Source organism: Roseibium salinum (assembly GCF_026240905.1).
In the GTDB taxonomy this organism is placed as follows: domain Bacteria; phylum Pseudomonadota; class Alphaproteobacteria; order Rhizobiales; family Stappiaceae; genus Roseibium; species Roseibium salinum.
Genome location: NZ_JAPEVI010000003.1, coordinates 862730 through 888509, shown reverse-complemented (window position 1 = coordinate 888509; position 25780 = coordinate 862730). Strand labels below are relative to the sequence as shown.

The window sequence follows — 25780 nt, the reverse complement described above, 5'->3', positions numbered from 1 at the left end:
CTGCAGGCTCCTTCAGACCAAGATTGCATCCATCTGATGCAAAGGTTAGCAAGCGCCACTTTAAGTATGCTTTTGCTTGCCCTGCCAACCTGTTAGAATCCATGAAAGTGGGGAAAGCATGAAACGCAAACTCGCCGCTGTCCTGGCCGCCGACATGGCGGGATACTCTCGGCTCATGGAGACCGATGAGGAAGGCACGCTTGCGAGGCTGCGCAGCCACCGGATCGAGTTGATCGATCCGGTCATCGCCAAGAACCAGGGCAACATCATCAAGACCACCGGCGACGGCATGCTCGTCGAGTTTCAGTCGGTTTGCGACGCGGTGCGCTGTGCCTCGGAGATCCAGTTCAGGATGCGCCGCCGCAACAGCGATGTCGCGCCCGACCGGCGCATCCAGTTCCGCATCGGCATCAATCTCGGCGATATCATCTTCGACGACGACGATATCTATGGCGACGGCGTCAACATCGCCGCCCGCCTGGAGCAGCTCGCCGAAGTCGGCGGGATCTGCGTCAGCCAGGCGGTTCGCGACCAGGTTGCCGAACGGCTCGACGTCACGTTTGAAGATCTCGGCGAACGAACGCTGAAGAATATCGCCCGGCCGGTTCGGGTCTGGCAGGTTGTCGCGAATGAGGAGACGCGTCCCGCCGGCGGCACGGCCGAACGGCAATCCGTCGTCAAACCGGCAATCGCGGTTCTCCCCTTTGCCAACATGAGCGGCGATGCAGAACAGGAGTATTTCGTCGACGGGCTGACCGAGGACATCATCACCGAGCTGTCGCGCCGTCACGAATTGTTCGTCATCTCGCGCAACTCCACCTTCGTCTACAAGGGCCAGGCGGCAAACCTGCGCGACGTCGCCGAGAAGCTCGGCGCCCAGTATCTGGTCGAGGGAAGCGTCCGCAAGTCGGGCGACCGGTTGCGCGTTACCGTCCAGTTGATCGACACCGCCAACGACACCCATATCTGGGCCGAGAAATATGACCGGACCCTCGATGACGTCTTCGCCATTCAGGACGAGGTGACCGGAGCGATCGTCGCCACGCTGCCCGGGCGCGTCGAAGCCGCCCAGCAGGATCTGGTCGTCCGCAAGACGCCGTCAAGCCTGGCGGCATATGAGTGCGTGCTCGCCGCCAAGGTCCGCCATCACCGTTCTGCCCACGAGGAGAATCTCGAGGCGCAGAGGCTGATCGAGCGCGCCATCACCCTCGATCCGGATTACGCCCATGCCCATGCCTGGCGCGGCTGCATTCTCGGGCAGGCCTGGGTCCATGGCTGGCTCGAGGATCCCGATGCCTCGTACGACGTCGCCGTCGGCGAGTTGGAAAAGGCGCGTGCCCTGGACGACAACGATGCCGACGTCCACCGCATCCTTGCCGCCATGGCCGTCATCGCCGACGACCTGACCCGGGCCCGCTATCACCAGGAGCGCGCGCTGGCGCTGAACCCCAATTACGATCTGGTGGTTGTCCAGCAGGGTGAATTGCTGACCTGGCTCGGCCGGCCGCAGGAAGGAATCGAGTGGATCAGGAAGGCGATGCGCCTCAATCCGCACCATCCCGAACGCTTCTGGAGCCACCTCGGCAAGGCTCAGTTCGCCGCCCGCCTCTACAAGGACGCGATCGAGTCCTTCATGCATGTGACGTCAATGGATGCCGTCCAGCACGCGTTCGTCGCCGCCAATTACAGCTGGCTCGGCGACAAGATGGCCGCTGCCGCCCATCTTGACCGCGCCATCCGGCTCAATCCGGATTTCACCATCGAGACCTTTCTCGGCACCATGCATTACGCCGAGGAGGGCGACCTCCAGCACCTTCGCGACGGATTGGCAAAGGCCCAGGAAGCCGCAGCCGCGTGAACACCTCTCACCCGGAACGCCTGTTGCCTCGGGCTTGGAGAACTATGCGTCCAGCCAATGGTTCAGCAGCGCCGCATCCGCATACTCCCCCAGATCCGGATGGTCGCTTATGGTCAGCAGGAAGGCCTTGACCACCTCGACCTGCGCCCGGTCCAGCTCGTCAAAATGCGACTTTTGAAAATCATGAAGCATTTCGTCCGCCGTTCCCGGATCGAGCGCGCGCAGGGTGGCCTCGCCCGCATATTCGATGCTGTCGGGATTGCGCAGGGTCCAGAGCATGTAGGCGGGAAGATAGTACCGGAACGCCGCGGCGCTGAATGCCGTCAGCGCGGCATAATTATAGACGATCATCGCGCCGCTCATGTCCTGGCTGGAGACACCGCCATAGAACTGCAGGATGTCGCAATCGTCCATGCAGCCGGGATGCAGAAGCTCGTCATCCGAAGGCTGCGGAACGTCCTCGAAGGCTTCCTCGATCCAGCGGCAAAGGTCATCCTCGATCATCGGCCGGCCCGCTCCTTTTTCATTTCCGTGTCGCAGTGCCCGCGCGCATTGTGAAGCTTGGCGCGGCCACTTCAAGTGCCCTGGCTGGACACTGCCAAAGTGACGTACGTCACAGCACTCCCCGGTGGTTTCGGTAGTGTGGTCACTGGCGTCAAGACTGCCCCGAAAGACCTGAGTTCGCGTTCCATGAAACTGCAGCACAAAGGGCTGTTCCAATGAGCATTCAGATTAATATCGGCGATCATGTTAGCCCCACGGCCGGTTACATCACAGTTCCGGCACAATACCGCTGGATGTTCCGATGGTCGCGAACCAAAGCCAGGTCGATCGCCCGGAACATCCCGAGTGCCAACACTTATTTTGCCACGCTTCCCGGCGGGAGAACGCTGACCAGCCTGCTCGGAGACAATACGATCTGGATCAACTACAATGCGACCTTCAATTACTATGGCGAGACCAATGCCGTCGGCGGCAAGGAAATGGCTGTCGGAAACAAGGCGATCCGGATTGGCAAATGGACGGTTCTCGCCACCATCATTCACGAGCTCGCCCATGTGAACGGCGCTGACGGCACCACCGACGCGGCAGAGCGGGCCATCCTGGCCTGCCGCCTGGGTTCGGCCGCCGAACACCGCACGGGCGTCGATGACCCGAGAACACCCTATGACCCAACGATTACAGGTTGAGCCATCGCCTCCCACGTCCCGGCTAAAAACGGCACACCGCAAGAGGATGCCATGACCTTCAAAGCACTTACCCTCGCTGCAAGCCTGTCGGCTCTGCTGTTTTCGGCCGGATCGGCCCAGGCATGCAGGTGCAAGCCGCTGGAGGATATTCCGGAAGCCTATTCAGCGGCCGATCTTGTGGTCTTCGGCGAGGTCGCGGCCATCGAAGGCAGCCTGACGTCGGCACAGGGGCAGGTCGTTGATTTTCGGGCGGAAGCCACTTGGAAGTCCCCTGCCCGTTCGCCACTTCAATTTGTCAACCGCACCACTTGCGCAATGGATCTCAAGATCGGCCAAACGTACTTGCTGTTCTTGCACAAGCTGCCGGACGAGGAGACCGGCTACGGAGCCAACAAATGCACCGGCAGCCTGTCGGGCAAGGAAGCCGAGAAAGCCGCCGAAATGTTGGGTGACGTTCATCCGGAAACGCGCTGAAATCGCGATCAACCTGCACCCGGCGGCCTCACCGTGAGGCGGAAAATTGATTGCGCTCCGGTCTTTTGCTGAGAAAATCCTGCGGAAATCGGGCACAAAAGGCCCATATATTGGTTTGAAGGGTAACCTGCATTCGAAAGTCGGCCTGAAGACAGGCCGGCCTGGCAACTGTTCAAACGCAAAAAGTGTACCTGATGACCGCAAGACCACCGCTTTTCCAGTTCGACAACACCTACGCACGGGAGCTTCCGGGCTTTTACGTCGCCTGGCAAGGCGCCAAGGTTCCCGCGCCGGAACTGGTTCTGTTCAACCGGCAACTGGCGGAAGAACTCGGGCTTGATCCCGACGTCCTGGAAACCCCGGAGGGTGCGGCGATCTTTGCCGGCGTGAAAAGCCCCGATGGCGCCTCCCCCCTCGCCCAGGTCTATGCCGGGCATCAGTTCGGCGGGTTTTCGCCGCAGCTTGGAGACGGCCGCGCGCTGCTGATCGGCGAAGTGATCGATCAGAACGGCAGACGGCGGGACATTCATCTGAAGGGCTCCGGCCCGACACCGTTTTCGCGCGGTGGAGACGGCAAGGCCGTGGTCGGTCCGGTTCTGCGGGAATACGTCATCGGCGAAGCCATGCATGCCCTGAAGATACCCACAACGCGCGCACTGGCGGCAGTGACGACGGGCGAGACGATTTTCCGGGATGGACCCAAGCCGGGCGCGGTGCTCGCGCGGGTTGCCGCAAGCCACCTGCGCGTCGGCACCTTTCAGTATTTCGCGGCCAGGGGCGAGACCGACAAGGTGCGCCAGCTTGCCGACTACGCCATTGCCCGGCACGATCCGGACCTGACCGGCGACGGCGAGCGTTATCTGAAGCTCCTGCGCCGGGTCATCGAGCGCCAGGCCGCTCTCGTGGCCAACTGGGTGCTGGTGGGCTTCGTCCATGGCGTCATGAATACGGACAACACCACGATTTCCGGGGAAACCATCGACTACGGCCCCTGCGCTTTCATCGACGCCTATCATCCGGCCGCCGTCTTCAGCTCCATCGACCACGGCGGCCGCTATGCATTCGGCCGCCAGCCGGTCATTGCGCAATGGAATCTCGCGCGTCTCGCCGAAGCCATCCTGGCGCTGATCGAACCAGACGATCTGGACAAGGCGGTCGAGCGCGCAAGCACCGAGCTCAGCCGGTTTCCGGAGATCTACCGGCCGCATTGGCTAGCCGGTATGCGCGCCAAGCTGGGGCTTCGCACGGAGGAAGATGGCGACGCCGCGCTGTTCGAACAGCTGCTGAGCGAAATGCACGACCAGAAAGCCGATTACACGCTCACCTTCCGCCGTCTTGGCGAGGCGGCGGTTGGAGAGACCGAGGCGGCACGTGCCTTCTTTGCAGATCCCGCCGGTTTCGACGAGTGGCTGAGTGCCTGGCGGGCAAGGCTGAGCAGGGAGGGCATTGAACCCGGCGCGGTCAAGGCCGCGATGGATGAAGTCAATCCGCTTTACATTCCGCGCAATCACAAGGTGGAAGAAGCGCTTGCGGCCGCCGAGGGCGGCGACTATGCCCCGGTCAACAAGCTGCTCGAAGCCGTGAAGTCGCCGTTCGAGGAAAGACCGGGCTTCGAAACCTACGCGGAACCGGCACCGGAGGATTTCGGGCCGTACCAGACCTTTTGCGGCACTTGAGGCAGCCTTGCCGCCTCAAGTAACGAGCTTCTCGACCAGAAAATCCATCTCCTGTTCGAGAAGGTGTCCGGACAGGCCGATGAACCTTTCCTCGAGACTGATCGTCACCAGTCCGTGCACGGCGGCAAAGCACGTGCGGGTGCGGGCCGCCAGAGCGTCATCGACCAGCGCCGGGTCCAGCACCCGCAAGGGCCCCGCAATGAAGCCGAGCAGCGCGACGTTTTCCTGGATATGCCACTCGGGCACGGGCTTGTCCTCCGGCAAACGGTGACCGAACAGGGTGACCCAGAGGTTCTTGTTGTGCCGGGCGAAAGCCAGGTAGGCCTGTGCCAGGGCCTTCAACTGGGCGACCGGATCGTCTGTCCCCTGCACGGCCGCAGCCATCACCTGCCTGATGCGGCCGAGCGTGACCGAATTGACCGCCGTCAGCAGCGCATCCTGGTCCTCGTAATGTTTATAGACGGAGCCGACCGAATAGCCCGCCTCTGCTGCGATCTTGCGGATGTTCACCGCCTCCTGTCCGCCGGCCTCCACCGCGGCAACCGCCGCTTCCAGCACTCTCCGGTGCGTTTCTTCGCTTTTCGCTTTCTGCAGTCCGGCCATTCCAGGCGCCCTTCATAAAAGTGAACTAGGTTCATTTTTTTCTTGACCTACCGCATTCGATATGGCTTTGTCAAATGGTGAACACTGTTCACTTTTGTGGAGGCGATATGTTCGAACCGTTCATCACGCAATTGAAAGCGTTGTTTCTTGACGGCGCAGCCGGTCATCACGACCGGCAATCCCTGGCGGGTCTCTCCGCCAATCTGCGCAGCGCGGCAGTATCCGTCCGTGCTGCCCAGGAAGCCCTCGCCCGGGCCCGGGCGGAGCAGCAGCAGGACCGCAGACGGCTCAGCCAGATCTGCACATCGATCGAGGACCTGGAAAACCGGGCGCGCAACGCCCTGCTGAAAGGTCTTGAACCGTTGGCGCGGGAGGCTGCAGAAGCCATCGCCCTGCTCGAAGACGAAAAGACCGATCTGGAAGCTGCCATCCAATCCTTCGATCAGGATCTCGCCCGCCTGACCGACACCTTGCACCGGGCCCAAAGCCGCCTGCGCGCCCTGAAGCGGGGCGAGCGGACGGCAGACGTCCGCGACCGGATCCAGAAGGCCCAGTCGCTCGGGGCCGGCGCCGGACAGTCGGCACTGACCCGGGCGGAAGATCAGCTGGAGGAAATCCTGCACCGCCAGGAACGGGACCAGCTGGCGGACGTGGAATTCGACGCCCTGTCCATTTCCGGACGCCCGCAAGCGCTCATCGAAAAGCTGGGCGATGCCGGCTGCGGCGAACCCGTTAGGAACAGTGCGGACGACGTTCTCGCCCGCCTCAAATCCGAGATCCCCCTCCTTCTGGAAAAAAGAGCAACTGAGAAAGGACACTCCCATGCAGGAACCGACGATCAAGCATTCCAACAACTGGATGATCTTCACCATGACCAGCTTTGCGGTGGCCGCCATCATGATGGCCCTTGGCATCTACAACCTGGAAGCCAGCTTCTCCGCCAAGGGCTTTTACGCCATGGCCGCGATCATGCTCGTCCACTCCGCCGTGACGTTGACCAAGACGCTGCGTGACCGGGACGAAGCCGAGAAGTTCCACAACCGTCTGGAAGACGCAAAGACCGAGAAGCTGTTGATGGACATCAACAAGCCGGAGCGGGTCTGACCCGCAATGACGAGCAACGGGCGCGCCGCTCGCGGCCGTCTCCGGAGCATCCTTTGTTCAGGTATCGCGGATAGGATGCTCCCGCACTTTGGAAACGATCGGCTTCTGCATTCAGGTTTCGGCCTGAATGCGGGCCGGTCCAGGAGGACAAGAATGAGCAAGTCCCTGATGACCACAAGGCGGTTCGCGCCGCTGTTCTGGACCCAGTTTCTCTCCGCCTTCAACGACAACTTCCTGAAGAATTCACTGGTTTTCCTGGTGCTGTTTCAGGTTGGTTCGGCAGGATCGGCAACCGGCACATCCGGGGCGCTGATCGCGCTGGCCGGCGCCGTCTTCATCGTTCCCTTTCTGGCCCTGTCCGCCCTCGGCGGGGAATTGGCCGACAAGCACGACAAGGCGAAACTGGCGCGCATCACCAAACTCGCCGAGGTTGGCGGAGCAGGTCTGGCCGTCGCCGGAATGGCATTCTCCTCCCTGCCCCTTCTTTTCTGCGCGCTCTTCGTTTTCGGGGCGATGTCCGCCCTCTTCAGTCCCGTCAAATACGGTCTGTTGCCCGACCATCTGCAAGCGGAAGAGTTGCCCCGCGCCAACGCCTGGATCGAAGCCGGAACCTTTCTGGCGATACTGGGCGGAACGATATCCGCCGGGCTCCTGTTTGCCATGAGCGCCCCGGCCCTCGTATTCGCCCCTGTCATGCTGGCGCTGGCACTCGCCTGCTATGCCTTGAGCCGCCAGATCCCGGCCGCGCCCGCAGCAGCCCCTGACCTCAGGATCGACTGGAACATTGCCACCTCGACCTGGCAGGTTCTTTCCGATCTCGCCCGTGACAAGCGCCTCTTCCGCGTGGCGCTGATGAACGCCTGGTTCTGGATGACCGGCGCCGTCGTCATGGCGGTCCTGCCGCTCATGGTCCGCGACAGTCTCGGCGGCGGTCAGATCGCGATCACCTATTTCCTGACCATCTTTGCCGTTTCGATCGGCATCGGATCGGCGCTCGCCGCCTGGATTTCCGCCGGCCGGGTGGTTCTGCTGCCCGCACCGGTGGGCACCGCGCTCATGGCATTCTTCTGCTTCGACGCAGCCCTGGCGCTGGCGGGATTGCGGGTCGCCCCGGCAGCTTCCGGCCTGGGCGAGTTCCTGCAGGGCGAAGGCGTTCTGCGCCTCAGCGTCGATATGGCCGGACTGGCGATTGCCGGGGCGCTTCTGGTGGTCCCGACATTCACCGCCCTGCAGACATGGGCAAAACCGGAGAGCCGCGCACGGCGCATTGCAGCCGCCAATGCGCTCGGCGCAGCGATGATGACGACCGGCGGCCTGTTGCTCGCCGGGGCGCAGAAAGCGGGTATCTCCCTGCCTGTCATCATGCTGTGCCTGGCGATCCTCAATGTCCTGGCCGCGATCGCAATGCTGAAACTCCTGCCGACGCAGCCGATGCGCGATGCGATTTCCATTCTCTACCGGGCCATCTTCCGGATGGAAGTCAAGGGCATGGAGAACCTGGAAAAGGCCGGCGACGCCCCGATCCTGGCGCTGAACCACGTGAGCTATCTCGATGCGGGCCTCGCCCTGACCCTGACGGACAAGACGCCGACCTTTGCCATCGATTACGAGGTCGCCAGCCGCTGGTGGGTAAAGCCGTTCCTGTCGCTGGCCAACGCACTGCCGATCAACCCCGCCAAACCGATGGCGACCCGGTCGCTGATCAAGGTGGTGAACTCCGGCGAGCCGATGGTGATCTTTCCCGAAGGCCGTCTGACGGTCACCGGCAGCCTGATGAAGGTCTATGACGGCGCGGCCATGGTGGCCGACAAGACCGGCGCCATGATCGTGCCGATCCGCATCGACGGACTGGAAAAGACACCGTTTTCCTATCTGAGCCCCAGCCAGATCCGCAAGCGCCTGTTCCCGAAGGTGAAGGTGACCATCATGGAACCCAGGCGCCTGGAGCTGCCGGCAGACCTCAGAGGACGCAAGCGCCGGGCAGCGGCGGGCGCGGAGCTCTACCAGATCATGTCCGACCTGATGTTCGAGACCAGTCTCGCGGACAACAAGACCATCCTGGAGAAGGTCATCGCCACGGCACGGGAACGGGGCATGTCCGAAACGGCGGTGGAAGATCCGATCACCGGGAAGCTGAGCTACGGCAGACTGCTGACGGGCGCTTCGGTCCTCGGCCGCAAGATCACGGCCTTGACCGCGGGCCAGGAGACGCTCGGCGTCATGCTGCCCAATGCCAACGGCTCCGTCGTCACCATGCTGGCGGTGATGTCGGCCGGCAAGGTACCTGCCATGATCAACTTCACCGCCGGGCTGGAAAACGTCCTCTCGGCGTGCCGCACGGCGCAGGTCACGACGATCCTCTCGTCACGGGCCTTTGTAAAACAGGCCCGGCTGGAGGCCCTGGCCGAAGGACTGGAGCCGCATGTCTCCTTCATCTGGCTGGACGATGTGCGCGAGACGATCGGGTTCTCCGACAAGATCCGCGGCCTCTTGAGCCGCAAGGGCCCGCTCGCCTGTCGTGCCGCAAACGACACGGCGGTGATCCTCTTCACCTCCGGTTCGGAAGGCAAGCCGAAAGGCGTGGTGCTGACCCACAGGAACATCCTCGCCAACGCCACCCAGGCAGCGGCGCGGATCGATTTCACGCCATCGGACAAGGTCTTCAACGTGCTGCCGATGTTCCATTCCTTCGGCCTGACGGCGGGCACCATCCTGCCGCTGATCTCCGGCGTGCCGGCCTATTTCTATCCCTCGCCATTGCACTACCGGATCATCCCCGAGCTGATCTATTCCTCCAACGCCACCATCCTGTTCGGCACGGACACCTTCCTGAACGGCTACGCACGGGTGGCGCATGCCTATGACTTCCGCTCCTTGCGCTACTGCTTTGCCGGGGCGGAGCCGGTCAAGCCCGCAACGCGTCAGATCTACATGGAACGCTTCGGGCTGCGCGTGCTGGAGGGTTACGGCGTTACTGAAACAGCCCCGGTCATCGCGATCAACACGCCGATGTTCAACAAGCCGGGTACGGTCGGCAAGCTGATGCCGGGCATGGCGGCGCGACTGGAGCCGGTGCCGGGTGTCGAAACCGGCGGCCGCCTCCATGTCAGCGGACCGAATGTCATGGTCGGCTATCTCATGGCGGACAGTCCAGGTGTCATTGAACCTCTGGTCGACGGCTGGCACGACACGGGCGATATCGTCGAAATCGATGAGGACGGCTTCATTTCCATCAAGGGCCGCGCCAAACGCTTCGCCAAGATCGGCGGCGAAATGGTCTCCCTGGCCGCGGTTGAAGCCTTGGCGAGCCAGATCTGGCCGGATCACCTTTCCGCTGTCGCCGCCGTAAAGGACGAGCGCAAGGGCGAGAAACTCATCCTCGTCACCGAATGCCCGCACGCCTCGCGTTCTGACTTCATTGAACAGGCAAAGGCCCGAGGCGCGCAGGATCTGATGATCCCGGCGGAAATCCGCGTCGTGCCCGCGGTTCCTGTTCTGGGATCGGGCAAGCTGGACTTCGCCGGCGTCGTGAGGCTGGTCGGAGATGGTTCGAAGCTGACAGAGGCTGCATGACCATCGGAGCGGCCGCATCCCGTTCGCGAGGGTGCGGCCCGAACCAATTCACACCTTGTCCATACGGGGCTTCTGCGCATAGTCTCGCGCAAACAGCGCAAGCTGGCCGACCCAAACTCCGGAATGAGGGAAGCTCCGATATGTCCACACCCGCCTATGACGACCAGAACGTCTTTGCCAGGATCCTGCGCGCGGAACTGCCGAGCCACAAACTCTACGAAGACGAGAAGACGGTGGCAATCATGGACATCATGCCGCGTGGCGACGGCCATGTCCTGGTGATCCCGAAGGCGCCGTCCCGCAATATTCTCGACATTGCCACGGAAGACCTCAATGCGGTGATGGCAACGGTCCAGAAGATGGGCGCCACGGTCATCAAGGCGTTCGACGCCGATGGGCTGACCGTCCAGCAGTTTTCCGAGCCCGCGGGCGGTCAGGTGGTGTTCCACACCCACGTTCACGTCATCCCGCGCTTTGAAGGCGTTCCGCTGAAACCCCACACGGGCGAGATGGCGGACAATGAACTGCTGGCGTCACAGGCGGACAAGATCCGGGCCGCGCTCTCATAAATGCGCGGCCGGTTTCCTCACGCCACGCCGGCCCGCTCTGCGGCGTCCGCCTGCTCGACCGCCAGGCGCTGGTCGTCCTGTATCACGTTTCGCACGGCAGGACGCTCGTAAAACCGGTCCGTATAGGCTTTGAACTCGTCCAGTTCCGGCACGATGCCGAACATCATACCCCACCTGAGACCCATGCCCCACAGGACGTCGACCGCGGTCATCCGGTCGCCGAGCACGTAAGGACCCTTGGAAAGCTGTGCGCGCATGTTCTCGATCACCGTATCGAAACTGCCATAGGCTGATATGGAATGCGGCGCCTCTTCCCGTTGCAGGGCGCGGTCGATCAGGGCCGGCTCGAAGCAGGACGCCATGTGCACGAACCAGCGCAGATACGGCCCGCGGCGCGGGTCGTCCAGTGCAGGTGCCAGGCCCTTTTCGGGAAACAGATCGGCCAGATAGACGTAGATTGCGACCTGTTCGGTGATAACCGCATCTCCATGACGCAGAGCCGGCACCTTTCCTGCGGGATTGATCGCCAGATAGTCCGGTTTCCGGTTTTCACCGAGCTTGAAGTTCAGCACATTCAGCTTGTAGGGCGCATCCAGTTCCTCCAGAAGTACGCGAACACCCGTCGCACGGGTTTGCGGCGCATAAAAGAGTTCCACCTGATCCGCCATTCCTGCTCCTCCTTCAGTCAGTCACCAGCCAAGCCTATCAAACGCCAGCCAGCCGCACAGCAAAAATGCTTCCGCTGCCAGCACACCGACGAAGACCCGCTGCCGCGACGCGAAAAAGGCGGCAAATCCGAAGCCGGTCGCGGCCAGGCGCAGCCACAGAGGTGTTTCGGCCAGCACCCCTTGCGGAAACAGGATCAGCTTGGAAATCACGCCCGCCACCAGAGCGGTGGCAACGCAGCGCACCCAGATGAGCAATTCACCGTCTTCACGCAGTTTTCCACCCGCAAAGACGCCAAGCCAGCGCCAGACATCCGTCGCCAGCCATCCCGCCACGAGGATCATCACGAACGGCCACCACCAGGTTCCGGTCATGACAGTCCCCTGCGGGCAACCCGTGTGCCGGCATAAGCCAGCGTACCGCCCGCAAGACCGGTCCACAGCAGATCAAGGCCCGGCAGGTAGACAAAGAACAACGGGCCGAACACCAGCCCCGCAAGCATGGCAACCCTGTCCGCATTCAGCCTGGAGGCGCCCCAGAGGGAGCACAGGAAATAGATCGGCGTCAGCAGGAACAACGCCCCCGCCACCATGTCCGGCATCCGCTCGACCAGGAGATAGGCAATGCCCGTCATGCAGAAGACGAAACTCGACACGGCGCCGCCGAAGCCGACGAAGAACGGCAGCCGTCCCTCCTTCGGCAGGTCCGGCAGGTGCTTCATCGCATACACCCATGCGGTCACAGCGACAAAATGCGAGGCGATCAGCAACTGCCAGTTCCTGGTCTTGCCGGGCACCTTGACCAGCGGCATCAGCGCCATCGTCATCGGCATCAGGCGCACGGACGCAAGCGCGACGGCGATCGCCGCCGGGATCAGTCCCATCCCTGAGGAAAGCGCGCCGGTCAGAACCACGACCGACGGCAGCGCCCAGATGAACCCGGTCATCGCCAGGGTCTCGTAGATCGTCAGCCCGGTCTCCCGCGCCAGGCTTGCATAACCGACGAATGCGGCGGTCAGGATAAAGGCGGGAATCGACACGGCAGAGCGCGCACCACGCAGCATCCAGACCTTGCCGGACACTGTTGGCGCTGCAGACGTGGACGGATGTGCGGGCCGTTCTGGAACAGTCATGGAACGAACTCGGGAGCTCTTATTAGTAAGGTAGCCTTATCTTTCACCGGAAAATCTGTCCAGTGCAACCAGTGCAAAGATCGAACCCCTCCTTACACCGATCGCGTCAAGCCGCCGTCGATGCGAATGTTCTGTCCGGTGATATAGGCCGCCTCGTCGCTTGCCAGAAAGGAAACAAGACTCGACACCTCGTCAGACCTTCCATAGCGGCCCATGGGAATGCGCGCGAGACGATCCTGCTTTTCAGCGATGCTGTCGATGAACCCCGGCAGAATGTTGTTCATGCGCACGTTGCTGGGGGCATATTTGTCGGCAAAAAGCTTGGTGAAGCTGGCGAGCGCTGCACGGAACACACCGGAGGTCGGAAACATCGGGTCCGGCTCAAATGTGGCAAAGGTCGAGATGTTGACAATGGTGCCGCCACCCTGTTCCACCATGACAGGCGCCACCAGCCGGCTCGGACGGATGACGTTCATCAGATAGACGTCCATTCCCTGATGCCAGTCCTCGTCGGTGATACCGAGAATATCACCCTTGGGCCCATGCCCTGCCGAATTGATTAAAACATCAATCCGGCCAAATGCATCCATGGACTTTTGAACAAAAGACGTCAGGTCCTCAGGTTTCAGGTTGGACCCCGTATGGCCGATTCCGCCAAGTTCCCGCGCCAGGGCTTCGCCCTTTCCCGACGATGACAGGATCGCAACCCGGAATCCGTCGGCTGCCAGCCGCCGAGCCGCTTCCGCCCCCATTCCCGAACCGCCCGCCGTGATCAGCGCAACTCTGTTTTCCTTCATTCCACCTCTCCTTGCAGTCATCGCTGACGGTCGACACAAGCTAGAAACCGGTGAACCGCACGACAAATGATTTTGCTGAATGAGTTTGATCAGGAACCGGAATGCAACGGCTGCACGACGTGCCCAAAAACAAAAAGCCCCGGACGAACCGGGGCTTTTCGATGTATTGAACGCGGCTCAGTCGGCCAGAGGCACTTTGGGCACCAGGCTCTTCTTGGGCGAACCGCCCTTTCCGGGAGACGGCTTGGTGTCCTTGGAAGCCGCCGGCTTGGCTGCCGGTTTGCGCCTGCGCTTCTGCTTCGGCTTGCTCTCCGCCTTGGGTTTCCTGGGCGGCATTGCCCGCTCCTCGATGCTTTCGAGCAACAGGCCCTTGCCGTCCTCGGAGACGGACACCTTGACCATCCCACCCTTCTTCAGCTTGCCGAACAGAACCTCATCGGCAAGTGGCCGCTTGATGTGTTCCTGAATGATCCGGCCAAGCGGGCGGGCGCCCATCTGACTGTCGTATCCCTTGTCCGCCAGCCATTTGACCGCGTCATCGGTAAGCTCGAAGGTGACGCCGCGATCCGCCAGTTGCACTTCAAGCTGCATGACGAACTTCTCGACCACCTTGTGGACCACTTCCATCGGCAGACTGCCGAACGGAATGACCGCATCGAGACGGTTGCGGAATTCTGGCGTAAACAGCTTGTTGATTGCCTCCGCGTCGTCGCCTTCCCGCTTTACGCGGTTGAAGCCGACCGGCATTTTCGCCATGTCCGCCGCGCCCGCATTCGTGGTCATGATCAGGATGACATTGCGGAAGTCGACCTGCTTGCCGTTGTGGTCGGTCAGCTTGCCGTGGTCCATCACCTGCAGCAGGATGTTGAACAGGTCCGGATGGGCCTTCTCGATCTCATCGAGCAGCAGCACGCAGTGCGGATGCTGGTCGACGCCATCGGTCAGAAGGCCGCCCTGATCAAAGCCGACATAGCCCGGAGGCGCGCCGATCAGGCGGGACACCGTATGACGCTCCATGTATTCCGACATGTCGAAGCGAATCAGTTCCACGCCCATGGACGACGCCAGCTGACGTGCGACCTCGGTCTTGCCGACGCCGGTCGGGCCCGAGAACAGATAGCTGCCGATCGGCTTGTCCGGTTCGCGCAGGCCCGCGCGGGCGAGCTTAATGGCGGAGGCCAGCGTCTCGATGGCCTCGTCCTGGCCATAGACGACCCGCTTCAGGTCCTTGCCCAGGTTCTCCAGCACCTCCGCATCGTCCTTGGAAACGGATTTCGGCGGGATCCGCGCCATGGTGGCAATGGTATGTTCGATTTCCTTCACGCCGATGGTCTTCCGGCGCCGGCCTTCGGGAACCAGCATCTGCGAGGCTCCGGTCTCGTCCAGAACATCGATCGCCTTGTCCGGCAGTTTCCTGTCGGAGATGTATTTCGCCGACAGTTCCACCGCCGTCTTTATGGCGTCGTTGGTGTAGCGAACCTTGTGGAACGCCTCGAAATAGGGCTTCAGGCCTTTCAGGATATCGATCGCATCCGGGATGGACGGCTCGTTGACGTCGATCTTCTGGAAGCGCCGCACGAGCGCCCGGTCCTTCTCGAAGAACTGGCGGTATTCCTTGTAGGTCGTCGAGCCGATGCAACGGATCGTGCCGGACGCCAGCGCCGGCTTGAGCAGGTTGGACGCATCCATCGCCCCGCCGGAGGTCGCCCCCGCGCCGATCACCGTGTGGATTTCGTCGATGAACATCACCGCGCCGGGATAGTCCTCGACTTCCTTGACCACCTGTTTCAGGCGCTCTTCGAAGTCGCCGCGATAGCGCGTGCCGGCCAGAAGCGCTCCCATATCCAGAGAGAAGATGGTCGCGTCCTTCAGGACGTCCGGCACATCTTCGTTGACGATGCGATGCGCAAGGCCTTCGGCGATCGCCGTCTTGCCGACGCCGGGATCGCCGACGAAAAGCGGATTGTTCTTCGAACGGCGGCAGAGGATCTGGATCGTGCGCTGGATCTCGCTGTCCCGGCCGATCAGCGGGTCGATCTTGCCGCTCAGGGCCTTCTCGTTGAGATTGACGCAGTAAGCTTCCAGGGCGTCCGTCTTCTGGTTGGCCTTTTTCTCCGTTTCAGCCCCCGGCAGGATATCCTCCTCGTCCGTCCCGTCCACCGGACGGGCCTCGGACATGCCCGGGCGCTTCGCGATGCCGTGCGAAATGTAGTTCACCGCGTCGTAGCGGGTCATGTCCTGGTCCTGCAGGAAATAGGCTGCATGACTTTCACGCTCGGCAAAGATCGCAACGAGCACATTGGCTCCGGTCACCTCTTCGCGTCCGGACGACTGGACATGGATCACCGCCCGCTGGATCACACGCTGGAATCCGGCGGTTGGCTTGGAATCTTCGTCGCTGTCGGTGACCAGATTGTCCAGTTCGGTCTCGATGTATTCCAGGAGATTCCGGCGGATCATATCCAAGTCGACGTTGCAGGCTCGCATAACGGCGGCCGCATCCTGATCGTCCAGCAGAGCCAGAAGAAGATGCTCAAGCGTCGCGTACTCCTGCTGGCGCTCATTCGCGAGCGCCAAGGCCTGGTGGAGGGCTTTTTCAAGACTTCGTGAGAAGGAAGGCACGTGCGTTTGTCCTCACTTTTTTTCCATGACGCATTGCAGAGGATGCTGATGCTTACGCGCAAAATCCATCACCTGGGTCACTTTGGTTTCCGCGACTTCGTAGGAATATATTCCGCATTCCCCGACGCCGTGATGGTGAACGTGCAACATGATGCGTGTCGCCTCTTCGCGGTTCTTCTGGAAGAAGTTCTCCACGACATGGATGACGAACTCCATAGGAGTGTAATCATCGTTCAAAAGCAGCACACGATAGAGATTGGGCCGCTTGGTAACCGTCTTTGTCCGGGTGACAACAACCGCTCCGGTGTCGCCACCGTCATCGCCATAATCAGAACCCGCCGACATTTCCGCTTCTACTACCTCTATCAGTCCGGCCATCCTCAGTTTTCACTCCAGCCACAGGCAAACGAACAGTGCTGGTCCGGAGTTTCATCCGCAGCGCTGGCCTCGCGCCGCCGATCCATGTGCTTCGCCGGTAATCCTGCCGCGCAAGCCGCTCTCGCGCAATGGTCGATTTCATCAACATATCGGTAAACAGCGCATTTCACAGATGCGCAGCCCCGTCAAATCTGAATGTAGGTTACTCAAAAGCGATTAAAAGATGGGAAGGTATCGCAATTCCGGCATGGCCGCGAAAGGCCGGGGCAAACTGTCACGAAATCGGCAAAACTGTGCATATACGAAAAAACCCGACTCAAATGAGCCGGGTTCCAATTCCGTCGCCTTCGGCAGCTCTGGATGACGATCACTTCGTCATTTTGCCGAACATGCTTTCGTAAGGCTTGTAAGCGTCCTTGGACAGGTCGGTGAACATTTCACCAAGCTTCGTCATTTCGCCGACAAAACCCTCATAAGTGGTTTTCATGTAGTCGGCCTGCGCTTCGAATGCCTTGTCCGGAGATTTGGTGGAGACCAGTTTCTCAACTGCAGCAGCACCTTCTTCGAAGGACTTTTTCTGGTAGTCGGCAACCTCGGCGGCGATTGCCTGGAAACCCTTGCTCACGGATCCCATGGTTTCCATCGCCAGTTCCATGTTGTCTTTGCTGAGTTTCTGGATTTCGTCGAAATTGTTCATCATCTAACTGCCCTCATCGGCGGACCGGCCCTAGAGCCCATGCAACGGCCCAATAGACTGCCGGGCACGCATCGCGTTACCTAACGGGAGTTTTATAATGCACTGCACAATCGATGTCAACATTCTTTTGCAGTGCAATAACAACCCTTACGCGAAACTACGTATCCCTGAGACAGCGTCGCTATCTAAAGGCGAAATTCGGTAGGCCGTTGAAGATCCGCGCCTCCACCACCACTGCGCGAAATACAATGACACAATGCAGAAAGCAAATACTTCCGGGTTCACAGGACACTTCTGCAAGACCATCAGATGGAATTTAACTTATGGCTATAATTTTGCAGAATTTAACAATTACTATAGCAAAAATCAAATGTAATTACACAGAAACTTTCAATGAATACATAGACCCGCAAATTAACCAAGGATTAACCCTGATAAAATTCTATTTTTTTAAGTGTTTTTTGGGTCATCTATTTACACATTCGTAACCGTGTTTCCATCAAATATCCCTGAGATTGACGGAGCGGCGGAATGTATCGCACGGGGGTTCAGATCCAACCCGCGCAGCTCCAGACACCAACCACCTGACCCGGAATGGGATAGTAACCGTGTTTGGCATACGTTTTCTTAGTAGCATTCGGGCAGTTGCCCGCACAGGAAAGATCCTGACCCTCAGCCTCCTCCTGCTGGGTGCGCCGGCGAGTGCATTGGCGAACTCCAAATATGCGGGCATTGTCGTTGACGCCAAGACCGGCAAGACGCTCTACTCCTCATCCGCGGACGAGTACCGCTACCCGGCCTCGCTCACAAAGATCATGACGCTTTACGTGGTCTTCGAGGAGCTTGAGGCCGGACGCCTTTCGTTGGACTCCCGGTTGAAGGTTTCCAACTACGCGTCGGGCCGCCCGCCGTCAAAGCTCGGACTGAAGACGGGCACCACCATCAAGGTCAAGGACGCAATCCTTGCGCTGGTGACGAAGTCGGCCAATGACGTTGCCACGGTCGTCGCGGAAAACATCGAAGGTTCGGAATCAAAGTTTGCCGAACGCATGACCCGCACCGCGCGTCAGCTCGGCATGAGCAAGACCACGTTCCGGAACCCGCACGGCCTGCCGAATTCCCGCCAGCGGACCACCGCGCGCGACATGGCCACTCTCGGCCGCGCCATCCAGGAGCGTTTTCCGCAGCATTACGGCTATTTCAAAACCCGTTCCTACACCTACAAGGGCCGCAGGTACGGCAACCACAACAGGCTGCTGGGCCGGGTGGAAGGCGTTGACGGCATCAAGACCGGTTACATCAACGCTTCGGGCTACAACCTGGTGACGTCGGTCAAGCGTGACGGCCGCTACATCGTGGCCGTGGTGATGGGCGGAAGAACCGGCGCATCCCGCAATGCCTGGATGACCAAACTCATCGGCGAGTACCTTCCCAAGGCCAGCCCGGGACCGAAAACGGCACCGGCAATCGCCCTGCGCAATGTCGAGCCCCGTTTTGTCGCCGCCAAGCTCGAGAACCCGCCCTTGCCGGCGGCAAAACCGGGCAGCGAACCGGCGGCTGGTGCACCGATGGTTCTGGCCTTTACCGCGCCTGCGAAAGCCGAGGCGGTTCCCATGCCGTCTCCCGAACCGGTTCCCGGCTTCGACTCCGTTCCCATTCCGCCGAAGATTGTGAAGCAACGCTTCGACAGCACATTTGCCGTCGCCACGACGCTGCCGCCGATCCCGCCGGAAAACCCTGACGACTCCTTCACGACCAATTCGATCTCCAGGACCGCATTGCTGGAGGCAGCCCGTGAACAAACCGCTGGCGGCGGCGCCACCCAGGTTGCATCCGCCGCAGCGGAGCCTGCCGGATCGCGCAGCGTGGAAACCGTTCCCGTCGACGCGACGCCGGTCGAGACAGTCAGCGCCGTGGTTGCGCAGGGCGACGCTGCAGACGACACGGACGGGGATACCGTCACGGTCGCCACCAGCGACACCCGCGACATCGAACCGGGCTGGCAGGTGCAGATTGCGGCAACGGAATCGGAAGGCCAGGCGATCACGATGCTGAAAAACGCCAAGGCCAAAACCGGCGCAGCCCTGCGCGGCCGCTCGCCCTACACAGAACCCGTCGAAACCGACGGACAGACCCTCTACCGTGCCCGCTTCGTCGGCTTTGAAACCAAGACGGCAGCGTGGAACGCATGCAAAACCCTGAAAAAGGCCAAATACGCCTGCTTCGCCATCTATCAGTAACCGCGTACGGATGCCGTCAATGTCTTCTGAGAAGCGTGTCTTTAGCCTCGTTGATTTTCGCCGCGAGGAAACCGGATCCTCCCTGGTCGGGATGAACCCGCATCATAAGCCGGCGGTGGGCGGCGCGAATTTCCGCGTCCCCGGCATCGGGAGAAAGCCCCAGGATCTGGTAGGCCTCCTCATTTGTCATGGGGCCCGAGCTCGCCGCGCTTCCCTGCCCCTCTGCTCCATCCGCCTCGAAGTGTTCTCGCCAGGCGGCAAGCCGGCGGTCGAGATAAGCTTCGACTAGTTTCTGACTTTGAGGGTCCTGTGCCGTTTCGCGCCAGAACGTGTGCAGCTCCTCGTCACTCAGGTCATCCAGGCTGCAGCCCTGATAGCCGCCCGCCAGTATGGTACCGGTCATGACGCCGGTATCATGATCCAGCTCCATTTCGACCATCGCCGTACGCACGCGAGATCTCTGCCCGGTAGCCTTTTTCGGATTGTAGCCGCCCGACAGCCCTCGAAGGCCTGACAGGCCGAGGAGCGACAGTCCGAGCCCGAATAGCGGAATGGCGAAAACCACCCTCCCCGCAAAAGCAAACAGCGCCGCAAGGGCAATCAGGAAGATCCCGCCAAAGATCCGGATATTCTGTGCCAGCTTGGCCGGATTCGCCTGCACGAAGCTCCGTCCCGCGGTAAGCAGAGCAACGAGCAGGATGAGTCCGATGAGCAGGTAGATCATGTGGCGGATCTGATGCGATGTGACTTGGAGCGACGGCGGAATGCAGCCCTCTCGGCAAGCTCTGTTACACAGCGCACTTTGGCGCAGGGGTCAAGCCGCGCCGTCTGCCGTGCCGGCAGACACGGAGCCCGGGTGGAACGAACCATGTCAATTGCCTTTCGTTCCAAGCTGTTGCAAGAGCAGCCGCGCACCCTGCCCACCCCGCTTCTCCAGGGCCTGCAGTGCCTTGCGGCCCCCGCTGGCAAACACGGCAACGGCCTTCAGGAGCTCCGCAAGCTGCTGGGCTGAACCGGAATCGAATGGGCAATAGGCCCCGTTGGTCAGCCGTGCCATTTCCCGGAACGCCCGCTCGGCCACACTGTCGCGACCTTCCTGAAACAGGAACATGGGAACGCCGAGCAATCCCAGTTGTCCTGCCCGGTCACACAGCAGGTCGACGTCCTCCTCCATGCAGTCGCCCACATAGACCAGGGCCGCAATCTTTTCCTTCTGAGCCGCCGACAGGGCTGCGGAGAGCACCTTGCGGATCTGCGTGTGTCCACCCTGGCAGGTAATCCGGCTCATCGCCTGGGCCAGGGCTTCCCCGCTTTCAAACCAACGGGAGGCCCTGCACTCTCCAAAACCACGAAAATAGACTAGTTTGATTTTCACCCCGCCCACATTGCCGGCCTCCCGGAACATCTCCCCCTGAATCTGACAGGCCCGGTCCCATGTGGGCTGGCGGCTCATGGTCGCATCGAGTGCGAAGATCAGCCGTCCGTCACTTCCGGCTTGCGGTTCGATTTCGCCGGCCTTTTGCAGAAATTCCGAGATCTCGGACGCGGCCGAGGGAACGTCGGCCCCTTGGCGGACCAGCGCCTCTTTCGCGTCATTTCGGGTTTTTGCCATTCCAGCCGGTCCTTCATGCCCTGATCCAATATTCAAATTGGGTCCGGCAGCGCGGTTTGGCAAGTTCGACCGCATTGCCCGCGCCAGCAGGCCGGGCCCCTTCAAAGCAGGCAGAGCTCCGTCAGGTCACGGCGCATGGCATCCGAAATTGCCGAAGAATCGCCCGAGAGCCGCAGATCACCCGGTGCATCCGCCGCTTTCAGGTACCGCCAGCCCTGGAACGGCCGCTTCGGCTGATACTGGGTGAGGATCAATCGCGGCTCGAGAACCAGATCGCAACGCTTGATCCCTGCATCGTCCGTGAACGGCCGGATGTCGATGAGGTGCTGGCGCGCCTGAATCTTGCCCTTGATCACCCAGTAGAGTGAACCGCCGTCCAGCAGTTCGTCCTTGCGGGTCGGCACCATGCGCGTGGTGTGGGTCGTCTGCTCGGGAAGGCCCGCGGCACGGGCCTGTTCCACGCGAAAATCGATCCAGGCCTGCAGGGACTCGGCGCTGTCGGCGCCCACACACAGCTTTAGCAGATGCAAGGTCATGACCTTTCACCTAACAGGCCTGCCGGAGAGGTCAAGTTCGCCGCACAACGCAGCAGTGGATTTTGCACAAGGGCGGCCTGCTTGGCCTTGCACGGCACCAGCGAAAGGAGTTCTCTCTGCCTATGGACGTGTTTGTAACGGGCGGCACCGGCGACATCGGCGCCGCCGTGGTGAAAAGGCTGAAAAGCGACGGTGTCAGGGTCATAGGCCTGGCCCGTTCCGACGTGGCAGCGGAAAAGCTCAGGGCGTCGGGTGTCAGCGCCTACCCGGGCGATCTTCGCAGCCCGGAAAGCTGGGTCGGCCGCGCGGCATCGTGCGATGCGGTCGTCCATATGGGAGCAACCTTCTCCAACGACATGGGCCGTGTCGACCGGCAGTCCATGATCGCGCTGAAACAGGCCGCCAGGCATCGCAAGCAACCCCTGAAGGTCATCTATACCGGCGGCATCTGGCTCTATCCTGCCGCGGCGCGCGACAAGGTCATCACGGAAAAGACCTCCTTCTCGCCCCTCCCCGCCTTCCGGTTCATGACAGAAACCATCCGCACCCTGTCCCACGGAACGGACCTCAATCTGGCAGTGATCCACCCGGCCCTGGTCTGCAGCCGGCAATTCGGCCCAATCGCGGACATGACCAGGGCGCTCAAGGAAGGGATCACTTTCGAAACCCGCGCGACTGCCGACACGTTGTGGCCCCTGGTGGAGGTGGGTGACCTTGCCGCTCTTTATGCGCAGGTCCTCAAGCAGGCCCGTTTCCGGCTGTCGCTCATTGCAAGCTGCATTCCCGGCATCTCGGTCGGACACCTGGCCTCGCACATCTCCGCCCGGCACGGCCTGCCGCTGGATATAAGAACGCAGCCAGCGCCCGAGGATGCCGACCCGGATACCGACTGGAAGGCGGGCTATGCTCTGTCCCAAAACGTCGACGTCACCCATGCGCAGCGCGCGGCAGGGTGGCAGCCCGAGCATTCAACAATCGAAGATCTGGTTGTCGCGCTGTCAAGATAGCTGAAAGTCATCAGGATCGGCGGAAGGCACAGACATTCCGGCACGCGGCGAAGACTTTCTAAAGTTTTCTTAGTTTATCATTGGCGCAGTTCAAACGAATAGCTGCGCCAATGCCGATAAGAACACTTGCAACCTTCCTTGCCCTTGTCTTCCTTTCCATGCCTCTTCAGGCTGGGAACAGGTTGCCGGTGGGCGAGTTCCAGGTGATCAATTCGGCCGGATTTGTCCAGGAGGACGGCAACCGGCTGCCGCTTGCAACCGACCGGGATGTGGGCGCTGCCAGGATCAGCCGGGATGCGGACAGCCTGATCGTTGAAATCGACGGTTCGACAATCCGCCTGTTCTTGCTGGAGAACGGCCTTGCGTCGCTGCAATGGAACGCCGAGGACACGCCGCTGCTCCACAGCCGCGATATCCAGGCCCTCAATCACGGAAAGGCCCCCGATGAGATTCCTGCCTGGGGGCGGAGCTCATCTGGCCCGGGTCCGGTTCCGTTCAGATGGTTCTGCTGCCGCTCGGCACCGGCGCCTATACGGGGTTCCTGATCAGCCATCCGCAGGACAAGACCGTGGTCCGGCAAATGGAGTTCCGTCAGGTGTTCGGACCGGCGAACAGACCACAGGTCTCGGCCAGCTCCGGCAATACATCCAGATAAGGTGTCCGGCCGGGCCTGAAAAAACAAAAGGCGCAGCCTCTCGCTGCGCCTTTGTTCTGAAATGCGTCCTGCGACCTTACTTGGAAGCGGCGACGGCTTGTTGTGCACCTTCAACGTCGTTGAACAGAAGAACCATCGCCAATGCGATGCCCACTGCAGCGACAGTCCAAAGAGTGACGCTCCAACAAGATTTCTGCACGTTTTCGTCCATTAAAACCCTACACCCTGGTTATGTGGCATCGGCCCCTGCGAACTCGATTGTGGCGCCATTACGGCGAGGAGGTAAACGATCCCTTACCGTTTCGCAAGCGCAAAAAAAGCGTACCAGCTCTGCCCAAAATGCAGACCTCCTTTCCAGGCCGTTTTTCAACGGGTTACGGGCAAGCATCGTGATTTTTGCAGGCGTGCGGAAAACTCTGCTAAGACTTTGGACAGCCGGATTCGGCCCCTTTGTTGACCGCCTGAAAGGTTCGCGATGCACGCTCTTTCGCAATTGGACCTGGCCGCTGCCGCCTGGTTCCTTGTCGCGTGGTTCGGCTTCAATTTGCTGATTGATGTCAGTCCCTTGCGCAAGAAGACCCTGTCAAGCGCCATGGACCGGTACCGGCACGGATGGATGGTCGCCATGTGCACGCGGGAAGTGCGGATCATGGACACGGCCATCATGTCGGGCCTTCAGCAGGGAACCGCTTTTTTCGCCTCCACCGCCCTGCTGGCGATCGGCGGCTGCTTTGCGTTGCTGGATGCGACGGAGCGGATCGTTCAGGTGGCCGGCGATCTCTCCATCCCGGTTGCCCAGAGCCGCGCTCTTTGGGAAATCAAGGTGCTCGGCCTCATGACGATCTTCGCCTATGCCTTCTTCAAGTTTGGATGGGCCTACAGGCTGTTCAACTATTCAAGCATCATCATGGGCGCCGTACCCGAATGGGAGACGTCGTCGGGCGGAGACATCCGGAAAATGGCGCTTCAGGCCGGAGAACTCAATGTGCTCGCCGGCCGCCATTTCAACCGCGGCCAGCGCGCGTTCTTCTTCGCCATCGGCTTTCTGGGCTGGTTTGCCGGCCCTTATGTCTTCGCCGGCACAACCCTGGCGGTTCTCGTGGTGCTTGTCCGCCGTCAGTTCAGTTCGCGTGCGCGCAAGGTGGTGCTATCGGGGCAGTATCCGATCTCGGGACCGGCCGTCAGGTCGGGAGAATAGACCGAAACCGGCTCGTCGAAACCTTTCACCCGGTAGCGACCGTAGAGGCCGGAACGGCATCCCATGACACCGGCCAGCGCATCGGAGACCAGAACCTGGCGCTTCAGGTCCTTTGCAAGTTCTGCAATCCGTGCCGCCAGGTTGACCGCGGGGCCGACGACGGTGAAGTCGAGGCGGGTCTCACTGCCGACGTTGCCGTAGAACACGTCGCCGGCGTGAAGCGCTATCCCGACGCTCAGATCCGGTGTCATTGCGCATGTGTTGCAAGCGTTGATCGCCTCGATCCGCTTCATGGTGTCGCGCGCGGCCATCAGGGCCCGAAGAGCGGCGTCCCTGGCCTCTTCCTCCGTTTCGTAGGGAAAGATCGCCATGACCTCATCGCCGATGAACTTCAGCACTTCGCCGCCGTGGGCTTCCACTGCAGCCGTCATGGCGCCGAAATACCTGTTCAGGAAATGAACGATCTTGTCCGCCGGAATCGTGTTGGAAAGACGTGTGAACCCGCGGATATCGGCGAAGCTGACCACGGCCTTGATCCACTCCCCTTCTCCGCGGCGGGTGGTGCCGTCGAGCACTTTCAGCCCGGCCCGCGGACCGACATAAGTGTTCAGGACCGTCTCCGCCGTCCGGCGCAGCGTCTTCAACTCGCAGACCAGCGCAAGCGGCCGGATCAGGGAATCGAACACACTGAGGTGGGTCCTGGTAAATCCGCCTGCGGCTTTGGTCGCGAACGAGGCGACCTTCACCGAACCGTCGGAAAACGGCATCGGCAATGCGATGTAATCGGTATAGCCCTCGGCACCGAGCTCGATCGTGATCGGAAACTCGGCGGCCTTTGCCGGATTTTTTTCGATCTCTATGCGGACCGGCTGAAGCGTGTCGTGGACACGCTTGATCGGGCTGGCGGCATAATCGTCATCCGAACTGTTTTCGGCGGTGTAGAGCCTGAGTTCCTTCGTCCCGCCGCTGTTCCAGATTGCGGCTTCCGCGCGCACATTGGGATGAACTACCCAGATCCCCGTCGTGACGCGGTCCACCGGCACATTGCCGTCGCGCAGACGGGTGCCCAACTCGCTGACGATCTCCAGGGTATCCTTCAGTTGGGAAGCATCGCTGTAGAGCCACTGAACGATGTCTGCCGCAACAAGCGGCGCTTCGAGGACCATTTGCCCGCGTCCTTTCAAAATCTCCAA

General features: G+C 61.0%; 25 protein-coding genes and 1 pseudogene. 12 read left to right on the top strand and 14 right to left on the bottom strand.

All coding sequences use genetic code 11. From position 1 onward, the window contains the following. Positions 1-118: 118 nt before the first annotated feature. Entirely contained in the window at positions 119-1858 is a 1740-nt protein-coding gene (locus tag ON753_RS08700; RefSeq protein ID WP_265962155.1) for an adenylate/guanylate cyclase domain-containing protein, read from the top strand. Between the two features lie 42 nt (positions 1859-1900). Here ON753_RS08700 and ON753_RS08695 read toward each other — a convergent pair whose 3' ends face one another. Continuing rightward, complete coding sequence (locus tag ON753_RS08695; protein WP_265962154.1) at positions 1901-2362, bottom strand: DUF6714 family protein; 462 nt, start codon at positions 2360-2362, stop codon at positions 1901-1903. Positions 2363-2577: 215 nt separating this feature from the next. Between ON753_RS08695 and ON753_RS08690 the strand changes: the two genes are divergently transcribed. The 3 genes from ON753_RS08690 to ON753_RS08680 all read left to right on the top strand — a co-directional run bounded on the left by ON753_RS08690 (position 2578) and on the right by ON753_RS08680 (position 5198). Further along, the gene (locus tag ON753_RS08690; protein ID WP_265962153.1) at positions 2578-3048 is read left to right on the top strand and encodes a hypothetical protein; all 471 of its coding nucleotides are present in this window, start codon (positions 2578-2580) and stop codon (positions 3046-3048) included. A gap of 51 nt (positions 3049-3099) precedes the next feature. Beyond that, complete coding sequence (locus ON753_RS08685; RefSeq protein ID WP_265962152.1) at positions 3100-3522, top strand: hypothetical protein; 423 nt, start codon at positions 3100-3102, stop codon at positions 3520-3522. Positions 3523-3716: 194 nt separating this feature from the next. Then, entirely contained in the window at positions 3717-5198 is a 1482-nt protein-coding gene (locus ON753_RS08680; RefSeq protein WP_265962151.1) for a protein adenylyltransferase SelO, read from the top strand. A gap of 15 nt (positions 5199-5213) precedes the next feature. On the opposite strand, the gene ON753_RS08675 is transcribed toward ON753_RS08680, so the two are convergent. Then, positions 5214-5801 (bottom strand): TetR/AcrR family transcriptional regulator, encoded by a 588-nt coding sequence (locus ON753_RS08675; protein WP_265962150.1) that lies wholly within the window; start codon positions 5799-5801, stop codon positions 5214-5216. A gap of 74 nt (positions 5802-5875) precedes the next feature. Between ON753_RS08675 and ON753_RS26795 the strand changes: the two are divergent. The 4 genes and pseudogenes from ON753_RS26795 to ON753_RS08655 form a co-directional block, all read left to right on the top strand. Beyond that, positions 5876-6517: pseudogene (locus ON753_RS26795) on the top strand (PspA/IM30 family protein); the annotation flags it as partial. A gap of 154 nt (positions 6518-6671) precedes the next feature. After that, positions 6672-6905, top strand: coding sequence for a YiaA/YiaB family inner membrane protein (locus ON753_RS08665; protein ID WP_265962148.1), 234 nt, complete (start codon positions 6672-6674; stop codon positions 6903-6905). A 153-nt stretch (positions 6906-7058) separates the two neighbouring features. Beyond that, a complete protein-coding gene (locus ON753_RS08660) occupies positions 7059-10478 on the top strand; it encodes an acyl-[ACP]--phospholipid O-acyltransferase (protein ID WP_265962147.1) in 3420 nt (1139 codons plus the stop codon). A gap of 140 nt (positions 10479-10618) precedes the next feature. Further along, positions 10619-11047: an HIT family protein gene (locus ON753_RS08655; RefSeq protein WP_265962146.1), complete on the top strand. Its 429-nt coding sequence runs from the start codon at positions 10619-10621 to the stop codon at positions 11045-11047. A gap of 17 nt (positions 11048-11064) precedes the next feature. Here the strand turns inward: ON753_RS08655 and ON753_RS08650 are convergent, their stop codons facing one another. From ON753_RS08650 to ON753_RS08620, 7 genes are all read right to left on the bottom strand, one after another. Continuing rightward, positions 11065-11715 (bottom strand): glutathione S-transferase family protein, encoded by a 651-nt coding sequence (locus ON753_RS08650; RefSeq protein WP_265962145.1) that lies wholly within the window; start codon positions 11713-11715, stop codon positions 11065-11067. A gap of 21 nt (positions 11716-11736) precedes the next feature. Further along, entirely contained in the window at positions 11737-12087 is a 351-nt protein-coding gene (locus tag ON753_RS08645) for an AzlD domain-containing protein (RefSeq protein ID WP_265962144.1), read from the bottom strand. Next, positions 12084-12845 carry an AzlC family ABC transporter permease gene (locus ON753_RS08640; RefSeq protein ID WP_265962143.1) on the bottom strand — a complete coding sequence of 254 codons (762 nt, stop codon included), beginning with the start codon at positions 12843-12845 and terminating at the stop codon, positions 12084-12086. Before ON753_RS08640 ends, ON753_RS08645 begins: the two co-directional genes overlap by 4 nt. A 92-nt stretch (positions 12846-12937) precedes the next feature. Beyond that, complete coding sequence (locus tag ON753_RS08635; RefSeq protein WP_265962142.1) at positions 12938-13642, bottom strand: SDR family oxidoreductase; 705 nt, start codon at positions 13640-13642, stop codon at positions 12938-12940. A 177-nt stretch (positions 13643-13819) separates the two neighbouring features. After that, positions 13820-16264 (bottom strand): ATP-dependent Clp protease ATP-binding subunit ClpA, encoded by a 2445-nt coding sequence (gene clpA, locus ON753_RS08630; RefSeq protein WP_265962141.1) that lies wholly within the window; start codon positions 16262-16264, stop codon positions 13820-13822. 12 nt (positions 16265-16276) lie between these two features. After that, positions 16277-16609 (bottom strand): ATP-dependent Clp protease adapter ClpS, encoded by a 333-nt coding sequence (gene clpS / locus ON753_RS08625; protein ID WP_265967102.1) that lies wholly within the window; start codon positions 16607-16609, stop codon positions 16277-16279. A gap of 400 nt (positions 16610-17009) precedes the next feature. Further along, the gene (locus ON753_RS08620) at positions 17010-17342 is read right to left on the bottom strand and encodes a phasin family protein (RefSeq protein ID WP_323054707.1); all 333 of its coding nucleotides are present in this window, start codon (positions 17340-17342) and stop codon (positions 17010-17012) included. Between the two features lie 704 nt (positions 17343-18046). Between ON753_RS08620 and ON753_RS08615 the strand changes: the two genes are divergently transcribed. Beyond that, on the top strand, positions 18047-19579 hold the full coding sequence (locus tag ON753_RS08615; RefSeq protein ID WP_377047346.1) for a D-alanyl-D-alanine carboxypeptidase: 1533 nt from the start codon (positions 18047-18049) through the stop codon (positions 19577-19579). Between the two features lie 16 nt (positions 19580-19595). Here ON753_RS08615 and ON753_RS08610 read toward each other — a convergent pair whose 3' ends face one another. From ON753_RS08610 to ON753_RS08600, 3 genes are all read right to left on the bottom strand, one after another. Beyond that, on the bottom strand, positions 19596-20303 hold the full coding sequence (locus tag ON753_RS08610) for a DnaJ domain-containing protein (RefSeq protein ID WP_265962140.1): 708 nt from the start codon (positions 20301-20303) through the stop codon (positions 19596-19598). Between the two features lie 147 nt (positions 20304-20450). Continuing rightward, the gene (locus ON753_RS08605; RefSeq protein WP_265962139.1) at positions 20451-21191 is read right to left on the bottom strand and encodes a vWA domain-containing protein; all 741 of its coding nucleotides are present in this window, start codon (positions 21189-21191) and stop codon (positions 20451-20453) included. A 101-nt stretch (positions 21192-21292) separates the two neighbouring features. Continuing rightward, positions 21293-21727, bottom strand: a complete 435-nt coding sequence (locus tag ON753_RS08600) for a DUF1489 family protein (RefSeq protein ID WP_265962138.1) — start codon at positions 21725-21727, stop codon at positions 21293-21295. A gap of 122 nt (positions 21728-21849) precedes the next feature. On the opposite strand from ON753_RS08600, the gene ON753_RS08595 reads away from it, so the two are divergent. Beyond that, positions 21850-22734, top strand: a complete 885-nt coding sequence (locus ON753_RS08595) for an NAD-dependent epimerase/dehydratase family protein (RefSeq protein ID WP_265962137.1) — start codon at positions 21850-21852, stop codon at positions 22732-22734. A gap of 77 nt (positions 22735-22811) precedes the next feature. Here ON753_RS08595 and ON753_RS08590 read toward each other — a convergent pair whose 3' ends face one another. Beyond that, positions 22812-23165 carry a hypothetical protein gene (locus ON753_RS08590; RefSeq protein ID WP_265962136.1) on the bottom strand — a complete coding sequence of 118 codons (354 nt, stop codon included), beginning with the start codon at positions 23163-23165 and terminating at the stop codon, positions 22812-22814. Positions 23166-23233: 68 nt separating this feature from the next. On the opposite strand from ON753_RS08590, the gene ON753_RS08585 reads away from it, so the two are divergent. Continuing rightward, complete coding sequence (locus ON753_RS08585) at positions 23234-23389, top strand: hypothetical protein (RefSeq protein ID WP_265962135.1); 156 nt, start codon at positions 23234-23236, stop codon at positions 23387-23389. A gap of 475 nt (positions 23390-23864) precedes the next feature. After that, on the top strand, positions 23865-24587 hold the full coding sequence (locus tag ON753_RS08580) for a DUF599 domain-containing protein (RefSeq protein ID WP_265962134.1): 723 nt from the start codon (positions 23865-23867) through the stop codon (positions 24585-24587). Here the strand turns inward: ON753_RS08580 and ON753_RS08575 are convergent. Then, on the bottom strand, positions 24506-25753 hold the full coding sequence (locus tag ON753_RS08575) for an adenylate/guanylate cyclase domain-containing protein (protein ID WP_265962133.1): 1248 nt from the start codon (positions 25751-25753) through the stop codon (positions 24506-24508). The two genes, ON753_RS08580 and ON753_RS08575, sit on opposite strands and share 82 nt — an antisense overlap. Positions 25754-25780 lie beyond the last annotated feature (27 nt).

Excerpts from the sequence above, each read along its gene's own strand:
- ON753_RS08700 (WP_265962155.1), top strand. The coding sequence starts at position 119 with ATGAAACGCAAACTCGCCGCTGTCCTGGCCGCCGACATGGCGGGATAC.
- ON753_RS08695 (WP_265962154.1), bottom strand. The coding sequence starts at position 2,362 with ATGATCGAGGATGACCTTTGCCGCTGGATCGAGGAAGCCTTCGAGGAC.
- ON753_RS08690 (WP_265962153.1), top strand. The coding sequence starts at position 2,578 with ATGAGCATTCAGATTAATATCGGCGATCATGTTAGCCCCACGGCCGGT.
- ON753_RS08685 (WP_265962152.1), top strand. The coding sequence starts at position 3,100 with ATGACCTTCAAAGCACTTACCCTCGCTGCAAGCCTGTCGGCTCTGCTG.
- ON753_RS08680 (WP_265962151.1), top strand. The coding sequence starts at position 3,717 with ATGACCGCAAGACCACCGCTTTTCCAGTTCGACAACACCTACGCACGG.
- ON753_RS08675 (WP_265962150.1), bottom strand. The coding sequence starts at position 5,801 with ATGGCCGGACTGCAGAAAGCGAAAAGCGAAGAAACGCACCGGAGAGTG.
- ON753_RS08665 (WP_265962148.1), top strand. The coding sequence starts at position 6,672 with ATGACCAGCTTTGCGGTGGCCGCCATCATGATGGCCCTTGGCATCTAC.
- ON753_RS08660 (WP_265962147.1), top strand. The coding sequence starts at position 7,059 with ATGAGCAAGTCCCTGATGACCACAAGGCGGTTCGCGCCGCTGTTCTGG.
- ON753_RS08655 (WP_265962146.1), top strand. The coding sequence starts at position 10,619 with ATGTCCACACCCGCCTATGACGACCAGAACGTCTTTGCCAGGATCCTG.
- ON753_RS08650 (WP_265962145.1), bottom strand. The coding sequence starts at position 11,715 with ATGGCGGATCAGGTGGAACTCTTTTATGCGCCGCAAACCCGTGCGACG.
- ON753_RS08645 (WP_265962144.1), bottom strand. The coding sequence starts at position 12,087 with ATGACCGGAACCTGGTGGTGGCCGTTCGTGATGATCCTCGTGGCGGGA.
- ON753_RS08640 (WP_265962143.1), bottom strand. The coding sequence starts at position 12,845 with ATGACTGTTCCAGAACGGCCCGCACATCCGTCCACGTCTGCAGCGCCA.
- ON753_RS08635 (WP_265962142.1), bottom strand. The coding sequence starts at position 13,642 with ATGAAGGAAAACAGAGTTGCGCTGATCACGGCGGGCGGTTCGGGAATG.
- clpS (WP_265967102.1), bottom strand. The coding sequence starts at position 16,609 with ATGTCGGCGGGTTCTGATTATGGCGATGACGGTGGCGACACCGGAGCG.
- ON753_RS08620 (WP_323054707.1), bottom strand. The coding sequence starts at position 17,342 with ATGATGAACAATTTCGACGAAATCCAGAAACTCAGCAAAGACAACATG.
- ON753_RS08610 (WP_265962140.1), bottom strand. The coding sequence starts at position 20,303 with ATGATCTACCTGCTCATCGGACTCATCCTGCTCGTTGCTCTGCTTACC.
- ON753_RS08605 (WP_265962139.1), bottom strand. The coding sequence starts at position 21,191 with ATGGCAAAAACCCGAAATGACGCGAAAGAGGCGCTGGTCCGCCAAGGG.
- ON753_RS08600 (WP_265962138.1), bottom strand. The coding sequence starts at position 21,727 with ATGACCTTGCATCTGCTAAAGCTGTGTGTGGGCGCCGACAGCGCCGAG.
- ON753_RS08595 (WP_265962137.1), top strand. The coding sequence starts at position 21,850 with ATGGACGTGTTTGTAACGGGCGGCACCGGCGACATCGGCGCCGCCGTG.
- ON753_RS08585 (WP_265962135.1), top strand. The coding sequence starts at position 23,234 with ATGGTTCTGCTGCCGCTCGGCACCGGCGCCTATACGGGGTTCCTGATC.
- ON753_RS08580 (WP_265962134.1), top strand. The coding sequence starts at position 23,865 with ATGCACGCTCTTTCGCAATTGGACCTGGCCGCTGCCGCCTGGTTCCTT.
- ON753_RS08575 (WP_265962133.1), bottom strand. The coding sequence starts at position 25,753 with ATGGTCCTCGAAGCGCCGCTTGTTGCGGCAGACATCGTTCAGTGGCTC.